The sequence below is a fragment of the Ewingella sp. C233 genome (genome assembly GCF_055407225.1).
In genome coordinates this window covers 1072578-1096403 of record NZ_JBUZRI010000001.1, presented here as the reverse complement: position 1 = coordinate 1096403, position 23826 = coordinate 1072578, and the positions used below count along the sequence as shown (strand labels likewise).

Genomic DNA, 23826 nt, shown 5'->3' with positions numbered 1-23826 from the left:
TTTAAGATCATAGTAGGTTGTACATTATAAAAAAAACCGAACACTCTACATAACACTAATGCGAACCCAAGAACGCCTATAGCACCAATAACCAGATATAGTTCACCCATATCGTCTATTCACCTTTATAAGAAATGTACATATCTTTTAAAATCTTATTAAAGTTATCATTGATAAAGCTCTTACCAACATCAATGGATTTCAGTTTGGTTGTATCCCCAACTAAACGCCACACTTCGTTTTTACGTACAAAGGTATTATTTATTTGATAATCCATTCGATAAGATGCTATTTCCTCTAATATTGAAATAGCCTCTCTTGCACTGTGGCCTGTACCGGAGCATATATTCAAGGCACCGTCATAACTGTGCCCTGAAAGAATAAGATGGTTATATACCGAGACACAATCTTCGACTGAAATGTAGTCTCTTACCGAATCTATATTACCTAAAGAGATTGAATTTTCTCCCGATGCAAATCTAGAAACAAGTTTGGGTATTAAAAAGTTAATACTTTGGCCTTTCCCTATTATATTGAAAGGTCGAACAATTCTAATATTGAGCTCATCCCTAAAATTATCACATAATGATTCCATAATCATTTTGCTATAAGAATAATGATTATTTGGATAGGGCCTGAGTTCTTCGTGTAAGTGTTGAGCAGCATTATTCCCATAAACACCTGCAGTACTTGTCATGATAACAGACGTCCCCTTAGGGCAGATCTCGGAAACTGCACTTAATAAATTTTCGCTAAATAAAACATTTACACGATAAATCTCACTGACATCCCCATGCATTACATTTGTAATAGCGGCCAAATGAATTACATCCGTTGGATAAAACTCACCGACCCAACGTTTCAATGCATTGAGATCATTAAAATTTATATTCTGAATATCTTGATCAGTGCTAGTAGCAGATGTTGTCGAACCCGTTACAGTTATTCCAGCCGCTTTGAGGCTGGAATAAATTCGAGAGCCAATAAAGCCAGTAGCACCCGTAATAAGTACACGCCGTTCCATTTAACTCTCCTTATTATTTAACGCATTGATTTTTATCATTATGTCACTAGCAAAATCGTTCCAAGTTATTATTTTCCAGCTTTGTTTAATTTTCTTTTCTGCTATTTCTAACTCTGTGCGATTTGCATAATAATACATGATCTTTTCAGCCCACATATTAACATCCCATGGGTGAATATAATCCACTAGATCTCTGCCAACTTCTCTTAAAGGTTCTACATCAGAGGTCAAACATAATTTTCCGTATGAAAGACTCTCTGGGAGTGTTAAACTCCAACCTTCATACATACTTGGAAGTAAAGTAAATAAGCAATTGCGATATAAAGCATCTAACTCAGTGTCCGATGGAGATAGGCGGATTATATAATCTTTAATCCTTTCATCATTATCAAAAGATTCTATAAATCCAGAAATTTTCCATCCTACACGGCCAATTATAATCAGCTTCGGTGGACATTTACCGTCTTCTAATATTTTCAAATATGCTTTATAGAGAGACTCATGATTTTTTCTAATTTCAATAGTACCAACTGTCAATACAAAATCACCATCGCCCCCTAAACGTTTAAGGATTTCTTTATCAGTTTCACCCTGATCACTTTTAATTGAAGGAGATGAAATGTCCGACCCAAAACGTACATAATCAGATTCTGGGCTTTTCCAACCATTTTGTGACTGATATTTCAATCCATCTCGCATTGCTGTGGCCCCACCATATAAAATATGGTCGGCAACCTCAGATACCTCTTTCAAAAAATTATGATAAGCTTTTTGATTGTGTTCAGAATGTAGATGAGGGGTGATCACTGGAGTTAAATCATAAATTAATTGACAGAACTTATACCCAACCCCTCCTTTAGTGCTTTTAATAAGCTTTAATAATTCCGTGGTCCAGTCCAGACCGACTGATAAGACCATATCATTTTTATTAAACGGTACAATATTTTTACTAAATGCTGCATCTGAAATTGACGCTGGCGTTTTAATATCAACGTTAATTTTTCTTTTAAATATTCTATTTTTCAAACGGTATAAAACGTCTAATGCCTTATTACCTAGACTGAATGGCAGCAAACTACTAAATAATATTAGTGAATGCAAAAGCCGCGATTTCCGTGAAAGTGAATAATTATAAGCATGTTGCAACTCTGGGTAAATAATTGGATTATCACTTATCTTTAAAAGATTTGATGGAATGCGACTCCCAATACCATGTGATTCCATATGATTCCAGTGACTCTGAAATTTCGCATAACCTTCATCAATTGTTTCAGCCTCAAAAATAAGTTCTAACTGTTCCTCTTCGATTATAAAAACCTCACCTGATGCATAGGCAAAAAATATTACATCGACTCCATTTTTATAGAGTTCTTTTGCAAGTACTAACTCTGTTCGTATAATCCCGCTGACCCCTCCTCTCCATACTGCATAAGATGTCGTCAAGTCGAACCAGAGACTATCACTATTTTTTTTCTCGACTAGAATATTATCGGTATAGATTCGATTAATTTGTGCAGCGCAATTGTTCCAAGTTGTATTAATCCAATTAGAAGCGATAATTTTTTCTTTTTCTACCAATAGATTTTTATTAGTGGCGTAAAAGTGAATTTTTTCAGCCCAAGCAAACGGATCATGTTTATCTAAAAAATCAACTAATCCTGTCCCTATCTCTCTTAAGGGTGCCACATCCGAGCAAAGGCAGAATTTCCCATACCCCAAACTTTCCGGTAATGTTAGGCTCCACCCTTCATACAAACTGGGCAGCAAAGTAAAACTACAATTCCGATATAGACAGTCTAGTTCAATATCAGTAGGAGACATACGTATGATGTTTTTATTAACTGTTGGATCTCGTACAATATTATCTACTATTTCTTCACTACGGTAGCTTGGTTTACCGATAATAACTAATAATGGTATATCGTCATTATACTTAGAATTCATTATTGAATAAGACTTGTATAGAACATCGTGATTTTTGCGACCTTCTATCGAACCGACGGTAATGATAAAATCGCGTTTAATGCCTAAACGCTGCAGTATTCTTTCATCATCTTCTTTAGATACCTGAAGATCACTAACAATATCTGACCCAAATTTAACCGACATACCTGGTGGGGTCTTGTACCCGTGTTCACGTTGATACTTTAAAGCATCCGCCTTTGCAGTTTCACCACCAAAGAGCAGAAAATCACAATTATTAGAAGCCCATCTAAAATATTTTTTAAATTTTTCAGAACCGATTTTATGATAGAGATGTGATGTCTGAGAATTGATAAGAATAAGATCATACACGAGGTAAACTAAATTGAAATTAATTTCTCTTTTGAGCCGCTTTAAGACATCTTCTTTATTTGAATCCATCCATCCCATGCTAACAAAAATATCATCTTTAGCAAAAGGTGATAACGGATGCTGAGGAGCTTTTTCTATAACAGTGGTATCCTTTTTTCTTCCAAATATTTTCAAACGAGAATAAAAATATGACAATAGCTCGCTAAATTTAAGTGGGATATATGCAAGGATAAGACTTAAACCCTGTAGGGGTTTGGGCAATACACTTATGAAAAAATAGGTGGCATTCCTTAACCTATTTAACTTCCCATCGTGCCCTTTCTTTATAGCATTCTTGATATTAATCGCATTATTAATTTCTGCATCTTTGTTATTTTTAACACTGACTTTTCTATTCTCAAGGTATGCATCAGCTACATTATTACTTTCCCATAGCCATGAAATTGCCTCTTTATTAATCTCGACGAAGTTCCCGTTCTCTTCCATACAAAATTTAATATCGCTATTTAGTTTTCTTAAATTCTTAGCAATTTCTAATTCTGCACGAATGATCCCTACAACGCCGCCAGTCCATTGCATAGACGTCGTCATATCAAACCAGATATTCTTTTTCATTATCTTATTACCTCTACAATTCTTCCATGCTCTAGTCTTATAATTTTGTTGCACATAGTTTTGATCATTTCAACATCATGAGACGCAAGTACAAATACTTTCGACGTATTAGAAATCTCTTGCATCTTTAAATTTGCTTTTTTTTGAAAATTCTCATCACCAGTTGAAATCATTTCGTCTACCAAGAAAATTTCCGGTTTAACACTTGTAGCAACACCAAACATCAATCTCATCGTCATACCACTTGAATAAGTGCGCACTGGGAGATCAATAAAATCACCTAAACCTGAAAAATCTATAATTTCGTCAAGAATGCTAAATGCCTCTTTGTAACTTGCACCTTGCAACATTGACATTCGGAGAATATTTTCTCTACCCGTAAGCTCGTGGTCTACACCAGAACCCAATTCAAAAACGGTACTAATCTTACCTTCACAGTTTATAGTACCCTGAGTTGGCTTATATATTCCGGCAATAGTCCTCAGCAACGTACTTTTCCCCGAGCCGTTATGCCCAAGGAGTCCCAGCGAATCGCCTTCATGTATAGACAGGTTAATATCATCTAACGCTTTGATATGAACTTTTTTTCCGGCTTCTGATGAAATTTTACCACCAGTGCCTAATCGTAAAAGATTGTGTCTTAGTGACATTGACTTAGCGTTATAAATTGGAAAATCCAATGACACGCCTGTTAACTCAACATGGGCCATGATAATACCTTTATAGCCAGAATGAAATTTTGTCTTTTTTATATGAAAGCAACGAAACACCAAGTACTACAACAACACAAGTGATTATTGCAAAACCTGTAATTGTTTCTTGTGGAATTGCAACCCCTAATAATGGGTCTCGAATAATATTTACATAATAAGCAATCGGATTAAAATCAATTACCCATGAAGAAATCTTAATTTGCGAAGGTTTGTATATAATTGGTGTAATAAAGAATAGCAGTGGCAGAAAAGCAGTAACTGTCGGCTCCAGATCCCTAAAGCGAGCCCCGATGAACCCCAAAATAAGGCTTAAAAACACCATATTAATAATTACCAAAAGTAAAGCTGGTATTACCAATAGTGTTTCTAAGTTAACCGAAACTTTAAAATAAAGCATCACTAAGATAATGACAGCGAAATTATGTATGAAGTTTATTACATGCTTAGATACTAAGAGACATGGAAAGAAGAAGAACGGTTGGGGGCTATTTTTTATAATACTCCCAGACCGCATATATAATGATGACGACTCTGCAATTGTGTTAGCAACTAATTGCCAGCATACTAAACCAACTGTTAAGTTCGGTATGAAGGTATGACTATCAATATTTAATATTTGGCTCCAGACAATACCTAAACCTAGAACTCCAATTAACGTCCCCAGGGTTAACCAAAAAGGACCTAAAATACTACGGCGATATCTTGCTTCCGTATCAGTCTTTGCGAAGAAAATAATTACATTTATTTTCCTCAGTGTCATTAAAATATCATTTATACCGCTCATGAACTCACCACTCGTAAAAAGCCAAACTTAATCAATAATATTCAATATTTGCTGAGTTTTTTCCAACATTAGTTCTTTGTTATTGGATTCAACATTTAAACGTATAACCGGCTCTGTATTTGATGTGCGTAAATTGAATCGCCAATTAATATGCTCAATGCTCAAGCCATCGGTATAATCGACATTTACTGCATTTTCTTGGTAGATTTCTTTAATTTTTTGTATTACTTTTTCTGAATCTTTTACGGTGCAATTAATTTCACCTGATGCTGGATATAACTCTATTCTGTCATTCACTAACGAACCAAGGCTTGCTGCTTTGTTGCTAACAAGCTCTGCCACTAAAAGCCAGGGGATCATACCGCTATCGCAATATGCAAAGTCACGGAAATAATGATGGGCACTCATCTCTCCGCCATACACAGCATCTTCTAGTCTCATTCTTTCTTTAATAAATGCGTGGCCAGTTTTACTCATTACGGCTATACCGCCAGCACTATCAACAATATCTTTTGTATTCCAGGTTAAACGTGGATCATGGATAATCTTCGAGCCGGGTTCTTTTTGTAAAAATGACTCAGCTAGCAATCCAACCAAATAATAACCTTCTATAAACTGCGACTTTTCATCGAAAAAGAAGCATCTATCAAAATCGCCATCAAACGCTATTCCCATATCAGCGCTATGCAATGTAACTGCATCAGATGTTGCTTTTCGACATTCTGGCAATAAAGGATTAGGAATTCCATTAGGGAAATTACCATTCGCTTCATGGTGTACTTTGATGATGCTAACTGGACACTTAGCAGATTTAAATCGTTTTTCTATCTCATCAATTACGTGACCCGCAGCACCGTTTCCTGAATTAATGACCAGTTTTAAGGGAGTCTTAAATCTATTAAAATCAATATAGCCCATGAGGTGATCAACATATTCAGTCAAAATATTGATCTTCTCTAATGTTCCGCGTTTTGAGCTCTCAACATGCGTAAAGTCATTCTCTTCGGCAAGTTTTTTAATGTCCTTTAACCCGGTATCACCACTAATAGGTTTTGCACCTGCACAAACTAGCTTCATACCATTATAATCCATTGGGTTATGGCTTGCTGTAACCTCAATTCCGCCATCAATGCCTAAATGGAATGTTGCAAAATAAACCTCTTCAGTTCCACTCAAACCGATATCAAATACATTTGTACCGCCATCCATCAAACCATTAGCTAATGCTGACTTCAGGGACTCACTAGTAAGCCGCACATCGCCCCCCACTACTACTGTTTTCGGCTTTAAGAATTCTGCGTATGCTCGACCAATACGATAGGCAATATCTTCGTTTAACTCTTCGCCTAACTTTCCTCTAATATCGTACGCCTTAAAACAATTTAAATTTTTCATGCGACCCTCAAGATCAAATAATATCTAATAATTTTTTTAATTCTATAAAATCGTCATCACCAAGATATGAACCTGACTGAACTTCTAATAGTTCGAGTGGTATTTTACCCGGATTTTCAAGCATATGACTTGAACCGATAGGGATAAATGTTGACTGATTTTCTGTTAATAGAAACGTCTTGTCTTGAATTGTAACTTTGGCTGTGCCTGATAATATAACCCAGTGCTCGGCCCTATGGTGATGCATTTGCAATTGAAACGCCTCACCCGGTTTTACTGTAATGCGATTTACATTGAAACGATTTTCCTGAACAACCACGTCACACTGGCCCCAAGGAAGGTAACTTTCTCGATGTTTTCTGTATTCGCTTCTGTCTTTAGATTTGAGGAATTCAACTACTTTCTTTACATCCTGTACTTGTTCTTTATTAACGACGAGTAAGGCATCTTTAGTATTTATGATTACTAAGTTATTAACACCAATTGCCGCAATGAGCTTTTCATCTGTATTTATATAGCAGTTATCAGTGTTATGAATGAATGTGTCGCCTGTAACAAAATTATTATTTTTATCTTTTTTGCTTACGTCCCACAGAGCAGACCATGAACCAACATCGCTCCACCCAGCATCCATAGGCACCACAAGAGCTTCGCTTGTTTTTTCCATTACGGCATAATCGATTGACTCATCAGGACAAGAAATAAACAACTCTTTATCAATCGTAATGAACTCACCTTCTTCCGTTGATTTTTCAATCGCTTTTTTGCATGCATCAAGAATATCAGGACGAAATTTTTCGAGTTCTTGTAAATATCTTTTTGCACGGAACATGAACATACCACTGTTCCAATAATATTCACCGGAACTTAAATATTCTTCAGCTGTTGCTAAATTAGGTTTTTCAACGAACCGCTCTACTTTGAAAACTGAATCTGCATTATTCTCAGCTTCTTGCCCACGATGTATATATCCATATCCAGTTTCCGGACCAGTAGGGATAATACCAAAAGTAACTAGAGCCCCAGATTCTGCATATTTCGTTGCAATTTCAAGCGCTTTATGGAAAGAAGCATTGTCATTGATAATATGATCAGCAGCTAGAACGAGCATAATCGGATCATCACCATCAGCAATTGCTTTAAGAGCTGCCAAGGCAATCGCAGGAGCAGTATTACGTCCAACTGGTTCAAGAATGATATTGTGCGACAATTTTTTTATTTGCCTAAGCTGCTCTGCCACCAAAAATCTGTGCTCAGTGTTGCATATCACTACCGGCTCTCGAACGTTTATTCCATCAAGGCGGTTCAGTGTTTCCTGTAGCATAGAGCTCTGCCCATGCAATCTTAGGAATTGCTTTGGATGCAACTCTCTTGACATTGGCCACAAACGGCTACCTGTACCACCTGCCATGATTACTGGAAGTAACATTTTTGTTCCTCAAAAATTTATAGTGCTAAGCAAACCAATTAAATTCATTAAAAACAATAAGTTAAAGTCATATCAAGGATTGTAAGCATGCTACCGCCCTTGGCTTGCAGCTACCAACATGCATATACAAATTTTTGTAGAGTACTGACTCGTTGCTTTAATGCTCAAATCTAGTTATCGAAATAACTATCAAAGTTCGTGACCTATTATATCTTTCACTTTTCTGTAAGAATAATATTCAGCGTGCGTATGCTACCATTACATCTGTTTTTTTTCCCCAACATAATTCTCTTATTCTTATTCGCAAAGTTTTTTCTAAGAAACAAATAAATTACATAGTAGATTAGGAGGTTAGCTACACATTTGGGCACTCCATATATTTACTAAAAAGCAAAAAAGCACCGTTCTTCAGTGCTTTTGTTGTTCTCGATATATAAGCAAAATTGAGGATTTACTTCTCAGCAAACTCTTTCAACCAGCTCTCAAACGCTGCACCCTGCGAAGGATGACGAATACCGTACTCGACGAAGGCTTTCATGTAACCCAGCTTGTCGCCACAGTCATGCGAACGGCCGGTCATGGTGAATGCTTCGACGGTTTTCTTCTTCATCAGCAGTGCAATCGCATCGGTCAACTGGATCTCGTTACCTGCACCGTATGGCGTGATTGCCAGCAATGGCCAGATATCTTCTGAGAAAACATAACGCCCTACTACTGCCAGATTTGACGGAGCATCTTTCTGATCCGGTTTTTCAACAATAGCAGTCATTGGCGTACTTTTACCCGGTTCGCCTTCAACGCCATTGCAATCAACCACACCATATTTAGAAACATCTTCTTCTGGTACTTCTTCAACCATAACCTGGCTGTTCCCCGTTTCTTTAAAACGTGCCAGCATGGCGGCAAGGTTATCTTTGCGCAGATCGCTGGTTGAGTCGTCCATCAGAACGTCTGGCAGGATAACGGCGAAAGGAGAATTGCCAATCAGTGGTTTTGCGCACAGTACAGCGTGGCCCAGGCCTTTTGACTGACCCTGACGCACGTTCATGATCGTCACGCCTTTCGGGCAGATAGACTGCACTTCTTCCAACAGCTGGCGCTTAACGCGCGACTCGAGCATGCTTTCCAGCTCGAAAGAGGTATCGAAGTGGTTTTCAATAGCATTTTTGGATGAGTGAGTCACCAGGATGATTTCTTTAATACCCGCGGCAGCACATTCATTAACAATGTATTGAATGAGTGGCTTATCAACGATCGGCAACATTTCTTTAGGAATGGCTTTCGTTGCAGGCAACATACGTGTGCCAAGACCGGCAACAGGGATGACAGCTTTTAACATTGTAAAGGATACTCCTTGAAACCAATAATTCGAAAATTCAGCCAGTTAGAATATCAAAACGGTTTGGTCACTCACTGTACTGAAACTGTTTAAGCAATTTCTTTCTTAGCGCCACATACTCTTACACCAGTATAGACCTTAAGGGTCACATGAGAGTGCGTGCAGCATCATCGACTCATTTCACACTTGCTAATAAGATACCAGTAAGCACCCATAAACGTTAAGCGAAAGACTTAAAATTCAGAATGTTTCCCTCATTCGCAGTTTTTATAACCATAATTTGTCGCTTTCTGACCCATTTTTTTCAAAAAATGATGCTCTCTGCTTTCCATTTAAACCCTCATCTTTCCGGCGGCTAGAGGGCTGATTTAAATTTGAATTTTCATCTGCTTGCGACCATCATTCACGTTGCGACATCCGTCGCGCAACTCAAGGTGAAAAAGGCAATATGGAATGGATCGCCGATCCGTCTATCTGGGCAGGGCTTGCGACTCTGGTCATTCTGGAAATCGTTCTGGGTATCGACAACCTGATTTTTATCGCCATTCTTGCGGAGAAACTCCCCCGTCATCAGCGTGACAAAGCCCGCGTCACCGGCTTGTTGCTTGCTCTGGTTATGCGTTTAGGCCTGCTGGCCTGTATCTCCTGGCTCTCGACCCTCACTCGCCCGCTGGTCACTCTTTTCAGTCAACCGTTCAGCGCCCGCGATATTATTATGCTGATCGGCGGGATATTCCTGCTGTTTAAAGCCACCATGGAACTCAATGAACGGCTCGAAGGTAAGGACGAAGAACAGAGCAACCAACGTTCAGGTGCCAGATTCTGGCCCGTGGTTGCACAAATCGTGGTGCTGGATGCCGTCTTTTCCCTCGACTCGGTGATCACCGCCGTCGGCATGGTTGAACATCTGGCTGTAATGATGGCCGCTGTTTGCATTGCTATCCTGCTGATGCTGCTTGCCAGCCGCCCGTTAACGCGGTTTGTTAATGAGCATCCGACGATTGTTATTCTTTGCCTGAGTTTCTTGCTGATGATTGGGTTCAGTCTGGTCGCAGAAGGTTTTGGCTACAAAATCCCGAAAGGTTATCTGTACGCGGCAATCGGGTTCTCCGTCATTATTGAAGCGCTGAACCAGCTGGCACATTTCAACCGGCGGCGTTTTCTCTCCTCCCGCCGCTCATTGCGCGAACGAACTGCCGAGACGGTATTGCGTGTATTACGGGGGAAACATGAAGAGGCCGAACTGGACCCGCACTCTTCCGGCATGATTGCCGACAGCGGAGGTGAAGCGATATTTAACCAGCAAGAACGCAACATGATCGAACGCGTGCTGGGTCTGGCACAGCGCACGGTCAGCAGCATCATGACCTCACGTCATGACGTTGAGAATCTGGAGCTTAACGATCCGGCCGATGTTCTCGTTCAGCAAATTGCCAATAATCAGCACACACGTATTTTGGTGACAGAAGACAGTTCTACGGATGAGCCACTCGGCGTGGTACACGTTGTCGATTTGCTCAAACAGCAGTTATTACACAATGAACTGGATCTTAAGGTATTGATCCGCCAGCCCCTGATTTTCCCTGAGCAGCTTTCTCTGCTTAAAGCACTGGAGCAGTTCCGTCAGGCGAAAACGCATTTTGCTTTTGTGGTGGATGAGTTTGGATCAGTCGAAGGGATTGTGACCCTGACAGATGTCATGGAGACCATCGCCGGCAGCCTGCCAGAGACCAATGAAACACCGGATGCTCGTCATGATATTCAGCAGCTGGAAGATGGTAGCTGGGTAGCCAACGGCTATATGCCGCTTGAGGATTTGGTGATGTATCTGCCGTTAGCGATAGAGGAGAAGCGCGAATACCACACCCTCGCCGGGTTACTGATGGAGTACGCGCAGAACATCCCGCAGGTGGGTGCCCAACTTCATATCGATAATTACCTTTTTGAACCTTTGGAAGTCAGCAGCCACCGTATTTTGAAAGTCAAAATTACGCCGCTCTCCTCACGAGATAATGAGGATGGCGAAGTTTAACGCTTGGCCTGGACAAGGAAGCTCACCCATAAAAAGGGGCCTCAATAAGTGAGGCCCCTTTTTTCGACAAATATCGATGTTCAGATCACTACTGCTTGATCAGCGATTTAAGGTCTTTGCCTTCTTTACTGCCTTTGTTTTTATCAATCCAATTCTGAATCGCGCTTTTCGCTTCATTCTGCAGCGTCTGGCGCAGAACCTGATCAACCTGCAATTGGTAGTTCAACTGTGACCATGGGCCATACACCCGTAAAGGAATATCGGTATTTTGCAGGCGGGCGATCAAATCGTTGTTGCCTTTCCAGCCACCAGTTACCCGTACGTTCAGGTTTATATCGCTCTGATTATCCTGGAAATTGATAGCGCCCCCGCCTTTTACTGTCAACATATCAGAATTCGCCATCAGGTTTGACAACTGCAAGGTTCCGTCCTCAAGTTCTCCCTGAGCCTGGAGTGTTTTCACGGCAGTGAAATGCTCATAACGATCGAGCCCCTGCACACTGTTATTATTACGGGTAATAGCTTGTTGAATAAGCTGCTGGATATTAAGGCCGTTCAGGCGGGCATTCTCCATCGACAGCTGCGCATTACCGCTCCAGTTCTGGCTGAAATCTTCAGCAGACAGACCCTGCCCTGAAACATCACCGTCCACTGAGAAGTTACCGGACAGCACCTGCGGCAAATTATAGGCGGTCAGTAGCTGACCCAATTCAATATTGTGAACCACGGGTTTGAGGCTGATTAACACCGGCGTCTGTGTGGCGTCCAGAGTGCCCGGCAGCGAGAAATCACCAGGGGACATATTGCCGCTCAGTGTTTTGAGGTTGACCTTACCCTGATGATTTTCAGCCTGCAGATTGAGGTGCTGAATGTTCAAACCGCGGTAGGTCAGATCAGCCACGTTCAGTGCCACATTGGCATTGAAGCTATTGAGTATACTGAAGTTGTTGGTCTGTTTACTGATATCACGGGCAATCACCGGTGCCGAGGTGACGGCTTTAGAAGCCTGAGCCGTCTGATCCGGCGTTTTCGCCTGCCAGCCGGAAAGGGCATCAAGATCCAATTTCTCAGCGTTGAGGTTCACCTGATATTCCGCGGTGCCGGAAAGCGTGGCAGCCGCCGTGCCGCTGAGTTGGTTATCATTCGCCGTCAGCGCCAGCTGGCTGAGCGTAAGACGCTGGCTGTTATTCTCATAACTGGCCTGCATGGCTCCCTCGCCCTGAATTCCCTGAGCAGGAATATCTGCACCACTTAGCTGATAAGTAAATTTATTGACGTTGGCGGAGAACTGCTCAGGATATTTTTGCATATCCAGATCGGCAGAGAGCGCGAAGGTGAGATCGCGCTGATTGCGGTTAATTCGGCTGGAAAGTTCCAGTGTTGCCTGCCGGTGCGCGTTCTGTTCAAGCTGCAGATTCAAATCACGTACATTGATTTGGTCATTCTCACCGCGCTGCCAGATAAGCAGACTGTCAGCCACGCTGATTTTTTCGATATCAAACTTCCACCCGGCTTCAAGTTCGCTGGGTGGCTGGACAGAAGAGGAAGGTGCGACAGGCGCATCCGGTACATTCGCCTCGCTTTCCGGCGTCAGACGGATCACCGCGTTTTTGAACATCACCTGCTTCACCGCCAGTTGATGTGACAGCAGTGGCCAGAGTTTCACGTCGAGGCGCATATTCTCTGCACTGACTACAGGCTTTTGCGCACCCGGCGCGGTCAGCGACGTTTGCCCGGCGATAATGCTCAGCTGTGGCCAGACATGCCAGCGCAAATCACCGCTGATCGCCAGCTGATAGCCGCTTTTTTGTTCAACCCTGTCCGCCATGTAATCACGGAAATCATTCGGATTGATTAAAAATACCAGCGACGTCATACCGGCAATAATCACCACCAGCAGAATAACCAGCGTAGTCAGTAGTCTTCTCATGCCTTCCTCTTGTCGTTTAACCCGCAAATCAGAGGGTATGAACCTGAATCAGTCTTTATCGATGCGGCTTGCCACTGCGCTCTGCTGGTCACGGTATTTCGCATCCTGGCGACTGTTATAAGGACGGGCAGCCGGGCCCGATAAGGGTTCAAAGCTTAACGCACCAATTAACATCCCCGGACGCAGAGCCAGAGGCAACTTACCTGAATTATAGAACTCCAGCACGATCCGGCCTTGCCAGCCGGGATCAATACGGTGTGCCGTCACATGGACCATCAACCCGAGGCGTGCCAAAGATGAACGCCCGTCAAGCCAGCCTACCAGATCATCAGGGATAGAAACGGTTTCGAAAGTAACCGCCAGCGCCAGTTCACCCGGATGCAAAAAGAAAGCCTCGCCTTCCGGCAGGACAATCTCATCACTCATCACTTTATCCAGAGCGGCGCTGACTTCATCCTTCGGGCCGCTGAGATCGATAAAACCGGCGTTATGGCCGAGAAACACGCGGAATCCGTTACCCAGACGCACATCTACCGTCGCGCCGTTTATCCGTTCAATGGGTGGACGCGGGGAAATGGTTAATTTGCCGCTGTCCATCCAGGCTTCTATGTCTCGATCGCACAGTCTCATCGTGTCTCTCTCCGTTTGCTAACTGCTAAAAATGGCCGTCGTAAACAAGGGGCATTTAATTAAAGAACTGGCTGATTTTTGCTTTAAGAATATCGATGGCGATACGATTTTTCCCGCCACGCGGAACGATGATATCTGCGTATTGTTTTGAAGGTTCAATAAATTGCAGGAACATCGGACGAACGGTTTTCTGATATTGCGCCATGACGGAGTCCATCGAACGACCGCGTTCATTGACGTCGCGCTTCATACGGCGCATCAGACAGATATCCAGCGGGGTGTCCACAAAAATAGAGAAGTTCATCTCCTGACGCAGGCGGACATCCGTTAACAGCAGGATGCCTTCAAGAATGATCACTTTCTTTGGCTTAAGGGTGACAGTTTCGCTAAGACGGGTGTGCTCGATAAAGCTGTAGCCCGGTAATTCAATCGCCTGCCCGGCTTTCAGGCTTTGCAGATGCTGGAACAATAAATTGTGGTCCATGGCGCTGGGATGGTCATAGTTCGTTTTTACCCGCTCCTCCATGGTCATATGACTCTGGTCTTTATAGTAGCAATCTTCTGGAATCACCCCGATATGCTCATCACCGACCTGATCACGAAGTTCACGATATAAGGTACTGGCAATAAGGCTTTTTCCAGAGGCAGATGCGCCAGCGATACCTACGATGACACACTGATGGAGCTTGTCAGACATAAAATTAAAGACCTGATTTGGAGGATTGAGGGGCTAAAGCACGCAGACAGTGCTTTGATCGCGCCAATTATAGGGAGTAAGCCGGCGCGACGCCAGCACTTACCGGACACTGGGCGCGATCACCTGAACATTTGGTTAAAACTGTAGCCATAAACAGACGAGGATAGGGTAAAATCTTCTTTCGCCCATTTTTAGAACACAGTCATTGTCCGCCAGAGTTAGAATTAACTCGTTGGTTTGTTGGTGATCTTTCGAATATCCTTGAATTATTTGGAAACAACCGATTATTTCGCTTAAAAAAGAATCCTCCCTATGAATTGGCATTTTCTGACATTTTTCGGCGACAGCATGCTGCTGCTGCCCACCGCAGTCATTATTTTTATTCTGCTGATGTTAAACCCCGTCAGCCGTCAGTCTGCCTGGCAATGGGCACTCCTTTGTGGGGGCGTTGGTAGCATCATTTGCTTGTCAAAGCTGGCTTTCATGGGGTGGGGTATTGGTAGCCGCGAATATGACTTCACGGGTTTTAGTGGTCATTCAGCACTATCAGCCACTGTCTGGCCTGTGATGTTGTGGCTACTTAGCAGGCAATTCCCCATCACAGTGCGCCCAGTGGCCGTGCTCTGCGGTTATATATTGTCTCTTGCCATTGGCTATTCACGTTTAGTTATCCACGTACATTCTACGTCAGAAGTGGTGGCTGGATTGGCGCTGGGCTTCATAGCCAGCAGCACTTTCTTATTGTTACAGCGCAAAAATGTACTGCCACGCCTGTCCTATAAAAAAATTGCCTGCGCGCTAATATTTCCGTTGCTATTAATTAATACCGGTAAGCCAGCACCAACCCAGGGATTACTTGAGAAGATAGCAATGGTGATCTCCTCAATGGAAAAACCCTATACGCGAGCGGATCTGCACGCGACACAACCCACAGCGTGACCCATGCCTGATGAGCAATACAAAACCGGCATCAGCGCCGGTTTTGTATTGCTATAGAAATGATACGTCAGAGCTTATAAAGCGCGGAAAGCAATCTCAGTCGGGATGGCATCGCCCTTCCAATAGAGTTGCGCGGCCATACGGGCGGCTAACTGACGATACAAAAGCGTAAATTCGCTCTGTGGATTGGAGATAACCGTCGGTTCACCGCGATCCAAATCCTCACGCAGCGAAATATGCAGCGGCATTTGAGCCAATAACTCGCAGCGGTATTTTTCTGCCAGCTTCTGCGCACCACCTGTCCCAAAAATGGGCTCATGATGACCGCACTGGCTGCAAATATGCAGGCTCATGTTTTCGATAATACCCAACACCGGCACTTTGACTTTTTCAAACATTACGATGCCCTTCATCGCGTCGAGCAGCGCGATGTCCTGCGGCGTTGTCACTACCACGGCACCCGTCACAGGAATATTCTGCGACAGCGTCAGCTGGATATCACCGGTGCCCGGCGGCAGGTCAATCACCAGATAATCGAGATCTGGCCATAACGTATCCTGTAACATCTGCATCAGCGCCTTGCTGGCCATCGGGCCACGCCACACCATGGCGTTATCGTCCGTCACCAGATAACCGATCGAGTTAGTCGCGAGACCATGCGCCATGATCGGTGCCATGTGCTGGCCATCCGGCGATGTCGGGCGCTCATCTTCAGTACCGAGCATATTGGGCACCGACGGACCATAAATATCAGCGTCCAGAATACCGACTTTACCGCCTTCGGCCGCCAGCGCCAGTGCGACGTTTACCGCCGTCGTTGACTTCCCTACTCCGCCTTTGCCGGAACTAACGGCGATAATATTACGCACGCCTTTGATACCCGGCTGATCGTTAGCACGGCGCAATGTGGCGATATCGTGTTTCAGACGCCACTCAACGGCCTTCGCACCGGTCAGTCGCAGCAATTCCTCGCTGGTGCTGGCTTTGAGCGCTTCAAATCCGCTTTGCCACGCAAACGGCAGGGTCAGATCAAGATGCAGCACGTTGTCCATCAGCGCGCAGTGGTGCAGCGCTTTCATCGACAATAGATCTTTTTGCAGGGTGGAATGGGTAAAGGTGGCCAGTACGCCGGTCACCAGGGCGCGCAGTCCCTCGGGGGTGTTCTGCTCAGGGGAATGAGATGTCATCCCGGCTCCTTGAAACGTGTTATTAAATGACATTATTTTCGAGGCACAGCATAACAGAAGGTACGGCGTCAGCCCCGCTTGTTTACGTGGGATAGCCCTTTCGGTTAACATCAATGCCCCTGATTTCAACAGCAGAAAGCAAGTTCTTACTATGGCTCAAGTCGCGAAAAAAATTTTGGTAACCTGTGCACTTCCGTACGCCAACGGATCTATCCATCTCGGTCACATGCTCGAGCACATCCAGGCTGACGTCTGGGTGCGTTACCAGCGAATGCGTGGCCACGAAGTGCATTTCATCTGTGCTGATGATGCACACGGTACGCCGATCATGCTCAAAGCGCAGCAACTCGGTATTGAACCGGAGCAAATGATTGCCGAGATGAGCCAGGAACATCAGAAAGATTTCGCCGGCTTTGGTATCAGCTATGACAACTACCACTCAACGCACAGTGACGAAAACCGCGAACTCTCTTCGTTGATCTACGGCCGCCTGAAAGAAAACGGTTTCATCAAGAACCGCATTATCTCTCAGCTGTATGATCCGGAAAAAGGCATGTTCCTGCCGGATCGTTTCGTTAAAGGCACTTGTCCGAAGTGTAAATCACCGGACCAGTACGGCGATAACTGCGAAGTCTGCGGCGCAACCTATAGTCCGACCGAGCTTATCGAGCCGAAATCTGTGGTGTCCGGCGCCACGCCGGTGATGCGTGATTCCGAGCACTTCTTCTTTGACCTGCCGGAGTTCAGCGCCATGTTGCAGGCCTGGACACGTTCCGGTGCGTTGCAGGAGCAGGTCGCCAATAAGATGCAAGAGTGGTTTGAATCTGGCCTGCAACAATGGGACATCAGCCGTGACTCGCCGTACTTCGGCTTTGAGATCCCTGATGCGCCGGGTAAATACTTCTACGTATGGCTTGATGCACCTATCGGCTACATGGGTTCATTCAAAAACCTGTGCGATCGTCGCCCTGACCTGAGCTTCGACGAGTTCTGGAAAAAAGACTCCACGACGGAGCTGTATCACTTCATCGGTAAAGATATCGTCTATTTCCACAGCCTGTTCTGGCCTGCGATGCTGGAAGGCAGCGGTTTCCGCAAGCCAACCAACCTGTTCGTGCACGGTTATGTGACGGTCAACGGCGCGAAGATGTCCAAATCCCGTGGCACCTTTATTAAAGCGGGCACCTATCTGAAGCATCTTGATGCGGACTGCCTGCGTTACTACTACGCCGCCAAACTCTCTTCACGTATTGATGATATAGACCTGAACCTGGAAGACTTCGTCCAGCGCGTTAACGCAGACATCGTCAATAAAGTGGTAAACCTGGCGTCGCGCAATGCCGGTTTCATCGCGAAACGTTTTGACGGCGTGCTGGCAGATAAACTGGCAGACGTTGCGCTGTATAAAATCTTCACCGATGCCGCAGAAAGCATTGCCGAAGCTTACGCCAGCCGAGAATCGGGTCGTGCAATCCGCGAAATCATGGCACTGGCCGATCTGGCAAACCGCTATGTTGACGAACAGGCGCCGTGGGTAGTGGCGAAACAGGAAGGCCGTGATGCCGATCTGCAAGCCATCTGTTCCATGGGCATCAACCTGTTCCGTGTCCTGATGACTTACCTGAAACCGGTACTGCCGTCGCTGACCGAGCGCACCGAAGCTTTCCTGAACACGGAACTGACGTGGGATTCCATCGCCCAGCCGTTACTGTCACATAAAGTGAATACGTTTAAAGCGCTGTTCAACCGTATTGAACTCGACAAAGTAGCTGCCATGGTTGATGCATCGAAAGAAGATATCGCTGCGGCGAACGCGAAAGTGGTTACCGGCCCGCTGGCCGACGCGCCGATTCAAGAGACCATCACCTTTGATGATTTCGCCAAAGTGGATATGCGCATCGCGTTGATTCAGAGCGCGGATTTCGTTGAAGGTTCTGACAAGCTGCTGCGTCTGCAACTGGATCTCGGCGGCGAAACCCGTCAGATTTTCTCTGGCATCCGCTCCGCGTATCCGGATCCAAAACTGCTGGAAGGTCGCCTGACTATTATGGTTGCTAACCTGGCACCGCGTAAGATGCGCTTTGGTGTCTCTGAGGGTATGGTGATGGCCGCTGGCCCTGGCGGTAAAGAGATCTTCCTGCTGAGCCCAGATTCCGGTGCCCAGCCAGGTATGCAGGTGAAATAAACCCGTTCGGATTTTGAGCTAACACCTGACCGGTGGGGGAAACCTCACCGGTTTTTTTATGGGCTGGGGCCGCCCAAACTGGCCTTTTTACTTCTTTAAATTCTTTAAATTCAAATTCAAGGTCGTGGGCACCGGCCCACACCGGGATAAGGGGAATGAAACGACTCCCCTTATCAATCCCCCGTTTTATTCACTCCGTTGCTTCGCAAATCCGGATGGCCGTATTTCAGGTACCAAAGCGATCGCCGTAAAATGTCATCGCTTCGCGATTCCCGGCTGCGGGTTCGAGCCAACGGTAAAGATGTTGTCTCTCCACCGACTTGCCGGTGACATTTTGAACACGGCCGGGGCTTTTCTAACTTCAAAACCAAACCTATCTCAGACCTGTTTTTGTCTTTTAAAAAAGTGGGGGCCGCATTCAAAAATGACGCTGAACGAGAGGTGCAAAACCGCGTGTCTTTTTACGCGGGTTGGAACCCGAAGTGAAGGGACCGCCTAAGCGGCGGGATTTTGCGGCTATAACCGATGTACCTGAAACACGTCCATCCCAATTCAGCGATAGCGCGCAGTTAAAAAACGCAGGGGTCCAGGGGAGGCGCGTTTACGCCTCCCCTGGTCGGTGTGGGCCGACGCCCACGACCTTGAATTTAACAGCGCTAGTGAGCCGCCACCTCACCCTCACTTTGGCCATGAAGGCCAAACCTTCCTGTCGTATTCTTTGTGAATATCACCTTGCGTCAACCCGATATCCCTGAGCTGTTCGCCAGTGAGCGACAACAATATTTTACGGCTGACACGTCGTTCATTCCACAACATCACCTTCTGTACTGCTTTTTTTAGCCAGCCCGCTGATTGCGGATGAACGACCTGTACACTCTGTTCTGGTGGAAACTCAACACAATCAGCTGATGCACAACCGCAAAATTGGCGTTCTTCAATGATATTTTTCATGCTGTAACCTCCCGTTAACCCTGTGACAACAGAATGCCGGGGGGCGCGGTTACATTACAGATTCAGATAATCGTTATTTAAACCATACAGTGCTAGCAGGAAGGACAGTTGATGGTCTAGATTAGAAGCATCTGTACTGGTTTAACTTAAAGGCGGCGGTGTTACACATGAATCGATATGAGAATCTGGCACACGTATTGAGCGAGCGCATAGAGCAAGGGCTTTATCCGGCGGGCGTACGGCTGCCATCAGTGCGTATTCTCAGCAGCGAACACGGTGTCAGCGTCAGCACGGTACAACAGGCATATCGCGTACTTGAAGAGAAACATCTGGTGGAAGCGCGGCCTAAATCCGGCTATTTCGTCACGTCGGCCCGCCCGCAGGCGGCACTCCCGGCAGTGTGCCGCCCGGCTCAACGCCCGGTGGATATCACCCAGTGGGATCAGGTACTGGAGCTGATCACCGCACCGGAACGCCCGGACCTGATGGAGCTGGGCCGCGGCTCGCCGGATATTTCCGCCCCCACGCTTAAACCGCTGAACCGCGCCATGTCTCGTGCGGGCCAACATCAGAATCTGCTGGCACTGAAATACGACACCATCTATGGCTCGCTGGAACTGCGCGAACAAATCGCGCGTCTGATGATTGACAGCGGCAGCCATATGGATGCCAGCAACATCCTGATCACCACCGGCTGCCACGAAGCGTTGTCGATTGCCATCCGTTCGGTTTGCGACGTGGGCGACATCGTAGCGGTGGACTCCCCAAGTTTTCACGGTGCCATGCAGACGCTCAAAGGCTTCGGCATGAAGGCACTGGAAATCCCGACCGATCCGGTCACCGGTATCAGCATCGAAGCGCTTGAACTCGCTTTAGAACAGTGGCCCATCAAAGCCATACAGCTAACACCAAACTGCAATAACCCGCTGGGTTACAACATGCCGGATGATCGCAAAAAGGCGCTGTTGCGTCTGGCGCAGTGCTACGACATCGCAATTATCGAAGATGATGTGTATGGCGAACTGGCCTACCAGTACCCCCGCCCGGCGACTATCACCTCGTTTGATGAAGATGGACGCGTGCTGCTGTGCAGTTCATTTTCCAAAACGCTGGCCCCAGGTCTGCGCATTGGCTGGATAGCCCCCGGTCGTTATCACAACCGCGCGCTGCACATGAAATTTATCAGCACCGGCGCCACCTCCACCTTGCCGCAAATTGCCCTGACCGACTTTATCAAACAGGGGCACTACCATCAGCACTTGCGGCGTATGCGCAATCAGTACCAGCGCAATCTGTGTACCGTGACTGACTGGGTGACAAAATATTTCCCGTGTGGCGTGGGCATCAGCCGTCCACAAGGGGGTTTTTTACTGTGGATTGAGCTCGACGAACGCCTCGATGCGCAGCGGCTCAACCGTATGCTGGAAGAACACAAAGTGCATATTGCGATAGGGTCGATATTTTCTGCATCAGGGAAGTATCGCAACTGCCTGCGGATCAATTATGCTCAGCCGTTGACAGAAATTTACGAACGGGCGATCCAGCAGATTGGTCAGTCGATACACGAACTGATGGCGTGCCAGTGAAGTCTGCAATCCGGTGGTAGTCCGACGCTGGTTACTCAGTCATGTTTTGAGGATGCAACGTGCAGATTGAGCCTTTACCCCCGCTGAACACCCTGGTGGCGTTTGAATGTGTTGCGCGTTATTGCAGTTTTTCCCGCGCCGCCGATGAACTCAATCTGACCCAAAGTGCCATCAGCCGGCAGATATTACAGCTGGAGGAGATGCTGGGCTGCAAGCTGTTTCAGCGCAACCAGCGGAAAGTCAGCCTGACGCCGCGCGGTGAAATTTATGCCGAACAGGTACGGAAATGGCTGGGGGATATTTCGCAATCCACCGCCGAGGTGATGGGCTGGAATGGTTTACCGCAGGTGACACTGGCCTGTACCAGCGCCATGAGCGGCCTGTGGCTATCATCACGGCTCTCGGCCCTGCGTCAGCTGATGCCTGACCTGCAAATTCGTATGAAGATCTCTGACAGCTTCTCAGAGCTGAAATCGTCAGAGTTCGATCTGGCGATTTTCTATCTCCGCGCCCCGCCCGTCGGCTACCATGCTGAACCGCTGTTTGATGAAGTCTGTTACCCGATGTGCTCCCCCGCGCTGCTCAAACAGCTACCCGCCGGCGTCAGTGCCTCCGACCTGCTTAACCACACCCTGCTGATTCAGGATGATCCGCAGCGCGAATGGACCGGCTGGCGCGACTGGTTCGCCTCACAGGGCATCCAGCACATTGCCCCACGCAAGACCTGGCGGGCCAACAATTATCCTTTTCTGGTGCAGTCTGCCGTGCTGGGAGACGGTATTTTACTCGGTTGGGAAGGACTGGTGCAGGATTTCGTCAACAGCGGGCAACTGGTGCCTGCCCACCCCGGGAAGCTCGCCGCTGAGGGGAAGTGTTTTATGCTGACGCCAAAAGACCGGTATTTGAGACCCGTGATTCGGCGGGTGAGTGAGTGGCTTTTGAAAAGCCAGCAAACTAACCATTGAGTTGCGACTCAAACCCGCTTTTTAAATTCAAGGTCAAAACCTTGGGTTGCCACCCAAACTGGCCTCAAGGGTGGTCTATCGCCACCACCCTTGAGAATCCCGGGCTCTTTTAAAAACAGCAGCTGCGCTGGTCACAATGGCCGTGTTTCAGGTACCACAGTGATAACCGCAAAATGTCATCGCTCCGCGATCCCCGGCTGCGGGTTCGAGCCAACGATAAAGATGTTGTCTCTCCACCGACTTGCCGGTGACATTTTGAACACGGCCGAAGCTTCATAAAATTCAAGACCAAGCACTTTTTGCCTTTCAGAAGGTTACCTTTAAATTCAACATCAGGGCCTTTCTTGTCTTTTAAAAAAGTCCTGGCCGCATTCAAAAATACCGCCGGAGGAGAGGTGCAAAACCGCGCGTCTTTTTGCGCGGGTCGGAACCCGAACGAAGGGGACCGCAACGCGGCGGGATTTTGCGGCTATAGCAGCGGTAACTGGAACACGTCCGTTCCAATTTAGCGATAGCGCGCAGTTAAAAGAGCGGGGAGTCCAGAGGGACGAGCGACTGCGGCCCTCTGGTCGGTGTGGGCCGACGCCCACGAATTTGACGTTAAAGCGGGTTTGGGTGGCAACCCAAGGTTTAGACCCTGAATTTAAATTTTGTAATAAAAATCTCACCTTTATTTTAAATGTCAACTCTTGGAGTTTTATTCCGCTCCATATAACGCCGTTTTCTCGCCGCATTCATTCCAAGTAAAGTAAACAAAAGCCAGCACGACTGGGAAATACAGGACGCCAGATTGAAATCATGGCTTAAAGAATAGAGCCCAAACACACCGCCAATAATATTAAGATATGCGTAAACGTTAGCATCAACTGCTAGTCTTCGCATCTGAACCAGCGCATACGCCAACAGATAACAAAACACGCCAATTAAGCCCACAACGGTATGCAGTTCCACCCATTATTTCCCATTATCAAAATCATCCACAGGCAAAATAAAACTTTACGGGGTGTTCTGCCGCGCATTTTTCGCATACCCTCATGATAAATTCTCATGCAAGTTCATGGAGGTGTTTTGATATAAATCACTTGGACAGAATACAAATACTGAACCACTTTTGCCTGCAATCACCAGGT

18 protein-coding genes are annotated in these 23826 nt (G+C 45.9%); 5 read left to right on the top strand and 13 right to left on the bottom strand.

Going from position 1 to position 23826, the window contains the following annotated elements; translation table 11 throughout:
• Positions 1 to 115: 115 nt before the first annotated feature.
• The 7 genes from ACZRKO_RS05015 to galU all read right to left on the bottom strand — a co-directional run bounded on the left by ACZRKO_RS05015 (position 116) and on the right by galU (position 9594).
• Positions 116 to 1024 carry an NAD-dependent epimerase/dehydratase family protein gene (locus ACZRKO_RS05015; protein WP_463736127.1) on the bottom strand — a complete coding sequence of 303 codons (909 nt, stop codon included), beginning with the start codon at positions 1022 to 1024 and terminating at the stop codon, positions 116 to 118.
• The gene (locus ACZRKO_RS05010) at positions 1025 to 3934 is read right to left on the bottom strand and encodes a glycosyltransferase (RefSeq protein WP_463736126.1); all 2910 of its coding nucleotides are present in this window, start codon (positions 3932 to 3934) and stop codon (positions 1025 to 1027) included.
• Positions 3934 to 4644, bottom strand: coding sequence for an ABC transporter ATP-binding protein (locus tag ACZRKO_RS05005; RefSeq protein WP_463736125.1), 711 nt, complete (start codon positions 4642 to 4644; stop codon positions 3934 to 3936). Before ACZRKO_RS05005 ends, ACZRKO_RS05010 begins: the two co-directional genes overlap by 1 nt.
• A 10-nt stretch (positions 4645 to 4654) precedes the next feature.
• A complete protein-coding gene (locus ACZRKO_RS05000; RefSeq protein ID WP_463736124.1) occupies positions 4655 to 5431 on the bottom strand; it encodes an ABC transporter permease in 777 nt (258 codons plus the stop codon).
• 27 nt (positions 5432 to 5458) lie between these two features.
• Entirely contained in the window at positions 5459 to 6826 is a 1368-nt protein-coding gene (locus ACZRKO_RS04995; protein WP_463736123.1) for a phosphohexomutase domain-containing protein, read from the bottom strand.
• Positions 6827 to 6839: 13 nt separating this feature from the next.
• Positions 6840 to 8255, bottom strand: coding sequence for a mannose-1-phosphate guanylyltransferase/mannose-6-phosphate isomerase (locus tag ACZRKO_RS04990; RefSeq protein ID WP_463736122.1), 1416 nt, complete (start codon positions 8253 to 8255; stop codon positions 6840 to 6842).
• A gap of 451 nt (positions 8256 to 8706) precedes the next feature.
• On the bottom strand, positions 8707 to 9594 hold the full coding sequence (gene galU / locus ACZRKO_RS04985) for a UTP--glucose-1-phosphate uridylyltransferase GalU (protein WP_463736121.1): 888 nt from the start codon (positions 9592 to 9594) through the stop codon (positions 8707 to 8709).
• 448 nt (positions 9595 to 10042) lie between these two features.
• Here galU and ACZRKO_RS04980 point away from each other — a divergent pair, with 448 nt between their 5' ends.
• Positions 10043 to 11626, top strand: coding sequence for a TerC family protein (locus tag ACZRKO_RS04980; protein ID WP_463736120.1), 1584 nt, complete (start codon positions 10043 to 10045; stop codon positions 11624 to 11626).
• Between the two features lie 88 nt (positions 11627 to 11714).
• On the opposite strand, the gene asmA is transcribed toward ACZRKO_RS04980, so the two are convergent.
• Genes asmA through udk form a run of 3 tightly spaced genes read right to left on the bottom strand, consistent with a single transcriptional unit; the run spans position 11715 to position 14883 of the window.
• Positions 11715 to 13556 carry an outer membrane assembly protein AsmA gene (gene asmA, locus ACZRKO_RS04975; RefSeq protein WP_463736119.1) on the bottom strand — a complete coding sequence of 614 codons (1842 nt, stop codon included), beginning with the start codon at positions 13554 to 13556 and terminating at the stop codon, positions 11715 to 11717.
• Between the two features lie 48 nt (positions 13557 to 13604).
• Positions 13605 to 14186, bottom strand: a complete 582-nt coding sequence (dcd, locus tag ACZRKO_RS04970; protein WP_463736118.1) for a dCTP deaminase — start codon at positions 14184 to 14186, stop codon at positions 13605 to 13607.
• Positions 14187 to 14241: 55 nt separating this feature from the next.
• On the bottom strand, positions 14242 to 14883 hold the full coding sequence (gene udk, locus ACZRKO_RS04965) for a uridine kinase (RefSeq protein WP_463736117.1): 642 nt from the start codon (positions 14881 to 14883) through the stop codon (positions 14242 to 14244).
• A 312-nt stretch (positions 14884 to 15195) separates the two neighbouring features.
• Between udk and ACZRKO_RS04960 the strand changes: the two genes are divergently transcribed.
• Positions 15196 to 15822, top strand: a complete 627-nt coding sequence (locus ACZRKO_RS04960) for a phosphatase PAP2 family protein (RefSeq protein ID WP_463736116.1) — start codon at positions 15196 to 15198, stop codon at positions 15820 to 15822.
• Between the two features lie 74 nt (positions 15823 to 15896).
• Here ACZRKO_RS04960 and apbC read toward each other — a convergent pair whose 3' ends face one another.
• Positions 15897 to 17009 carry an iron-sulfur cluster carrier protein ApbC gene (gene apbC, locus ACZRKO_RS04955; protein ID WP_463736115.1) on the bottom strand — a complete coding sequence of 371 codons (1113 nt, stop codon included), beginning with the start codon at positions 17007 to 17009 and terminating at the stop codon, positions 15897 to 15899.
• 151 nt (positions 17010 to 17160) lie between these two features.
• Between apbC and metG the strand changes: the two genes are divergently transcribed.
• The gene (gene metG / locus ACZRKO_RS04950) at positions 17161 to 19194 is read left to right on the top strand and encodes a methionine--tRNA ligase (protein ID WP_463736114.1); all 2034 of its coding nucleotides are present in this window, start codon (positions 17161 to 17163) and stop codon (positions 19192 to 19194) included.
• Positions 19195 to 19872: 678 nt separating this feature from the next.
• On the opposite strand, the gene ACZRKO_RS04945 is transcribed toward metG, so the two are convergent.
• Complete coding sequence (locus ACZRKO_RS04945) at positions 19873 to 20145, bottom strand: DUF1127 domain-containing protein (protein ID WP_463736113.1); 273 nt, start codon at positions 20143 to 20145, stop codon at positions 19873 to 19875.
• A 167-nt stretch (positions 20146 to 20312) separates the two neighbouring features.
• Here ACZRKO_RS04945 and ACZRKO_RS04940 point away from each other — a divergent pair, with 167 nt between their 5' ends.
• Positions 20313 to 21731: an aminotransferase-like domain-containing protein gene (locus tag ACZRKO_RS04940; protein ID WP_463736112.1), complete on the top strand. Its 1419-nt coding sequence runs from the start codon at positions 20313 to 20315 to the stop codon at positions 21729 to 21731.
• A 59-nt stretch (positions 21732 to 21790) separates the two neighbouring features.
• Positions 21791 to 22696 (top strand): LysR substrate-binding domain-containing protein, encoded by a 906-nt coding sequence (locus tag ACZRKO_RS04935; protein WP_463736111.1) that lies wholly within the window; start codon positions 21791 to 21793, stop codon positions 22694 to 22696.
• A 675-nt stretch (positions 22697 to 23371) separates the two neighbouring features.
• Here the strand turns inward: ACZRKO_RS04935 and ACZRKO_RS04930 are convergent.
• Positions 23372 to 23647: a CBU_0592 family membrane protein gene (locus ACZRKO_RS04930; protein ID WP_463736110.1), complete on the bottom strand. Its 276-nt coding sequence runs from the start codon at positions 23645 to 23647 to the stop codon at positions 23372 to 23374.
• Positions 23648 to 23826 lie beyond the last annotated feature (179 nt).

Excerpts from the sequence above, each read along its gene's own strand:
- ACZRKO_RS05015 (WP_463736127.1), bottom strand. The coding sequence starts at position 1,024 with ATGGAACGGCGTGTACTTATTACGGGTGCTACTGGCTTTATTGGCTCT.
- ACZRKO_RS05010 (WP_463736126.1), bottom strand. The coding sequence starts at position 3,934 with ATGAAAAAGAATATCTGGTTTGATATGACGACGTCTATGCAATGGACT.
- ACZRKO_RS05005 (WP_463736125.1), bottom strand. The coding sequence starts at position 4,644 with ATGGCCCATGTTGAGTTAACAGGCGTGTCATTGGATTTTCCAATTTAT.
- ACZRKO_RS05000 (WP_463736124.1), bottom strand. The coding sequence starts at position 5,431 with ATGAGCGGTATAAATGATATTTTAATGACACTGAGGAAAATAAATGTA.
- ACZRKO_RS04995 (WP_463736123.1), bottom strand. The coding sequence starts at position 6,826 with ATGAAAAATTTAAATTGTTTTAAGGCGTACGATATTAGAGGAAAGTTA.
- ACZRKO_RS04990 (WP_463736122.1), bottom strand. The coding sequence starts at position 8,255 with ATGTTACTTCCAGTAATCATGGCAGGTGGTACAGGTAGCCGTTTGTGG.
- galU (WP_463736121.1), bottom strand. The coding sequence starts at position 9,594 with ATGTTAAAAGCTGTCATCCCTGTTGCCGGTCTTGGCACACGTATGTTG.
- ACZRKO_RS04980 (WP_463736120.1), top strand. The coding sequence starts at position 10,043 with ATGGAATGGATCGCCGATCCGTCTATCTGGGCAGGGCTTGCGACTCTG.
- asmA (WP_463736119.1), bottom strand. The coding sequence starts at position 13,556 with ATGAGAAGACTACTGACTACGCTGGTTATTCTGCTGGTGGTGATTATT.
- dcd (WP_463736118.1), bottom strand. The coding sequence starts at position 14,186 with ATGAGACTGTGCGATCGAGACATAGAAGCCTGGATGGACAGCGGCAAA.
- udk (WP_463736117.1), bottom strand. The coding sequence starts at position 14,883 with ATGTCTGACAAGCTCCATCAGTGTGTCATCGTAGGTATCGCTGGCGCA.
- ACZRKO_RS04960 (WP_463736116.1), top strand. The coding sequence starts at position 15,196 with ATGAATTGGCATTTTCTGACATTTTTCGGCGACAGCATGCTGCTGCTG.
- apbC (WP_463736115.1), bottom strand. The coding sequence starts at position 17,009 with ATGACATCTCATTCCCCTGAGCAGAACACCCCCGAGGGACTGCGCGCC.
- metG (WP_463736114.1), top strand. The coding sequence starts at position 17,161 with ATGGCTCAAGTCGCGAAAAAAATTTTGGTAACCTGTGCACTTCCGTAC.
- ACZRKO_RS04945 (WP_463736113.1), bottom strand. The coding sequence starts at position 20,145 with ATGAAAAATATCATTGAAGAACGCCAATTTTGCGGTTGTGCATCAGCT.
- ACZRKO_RS04940 (WP_463736112.1), top strand. The coding sequence starts at position 20,313 with ATGAATCGATATGAGAATCTGGCACACGTATTGAGCGAGCGCATAGAG.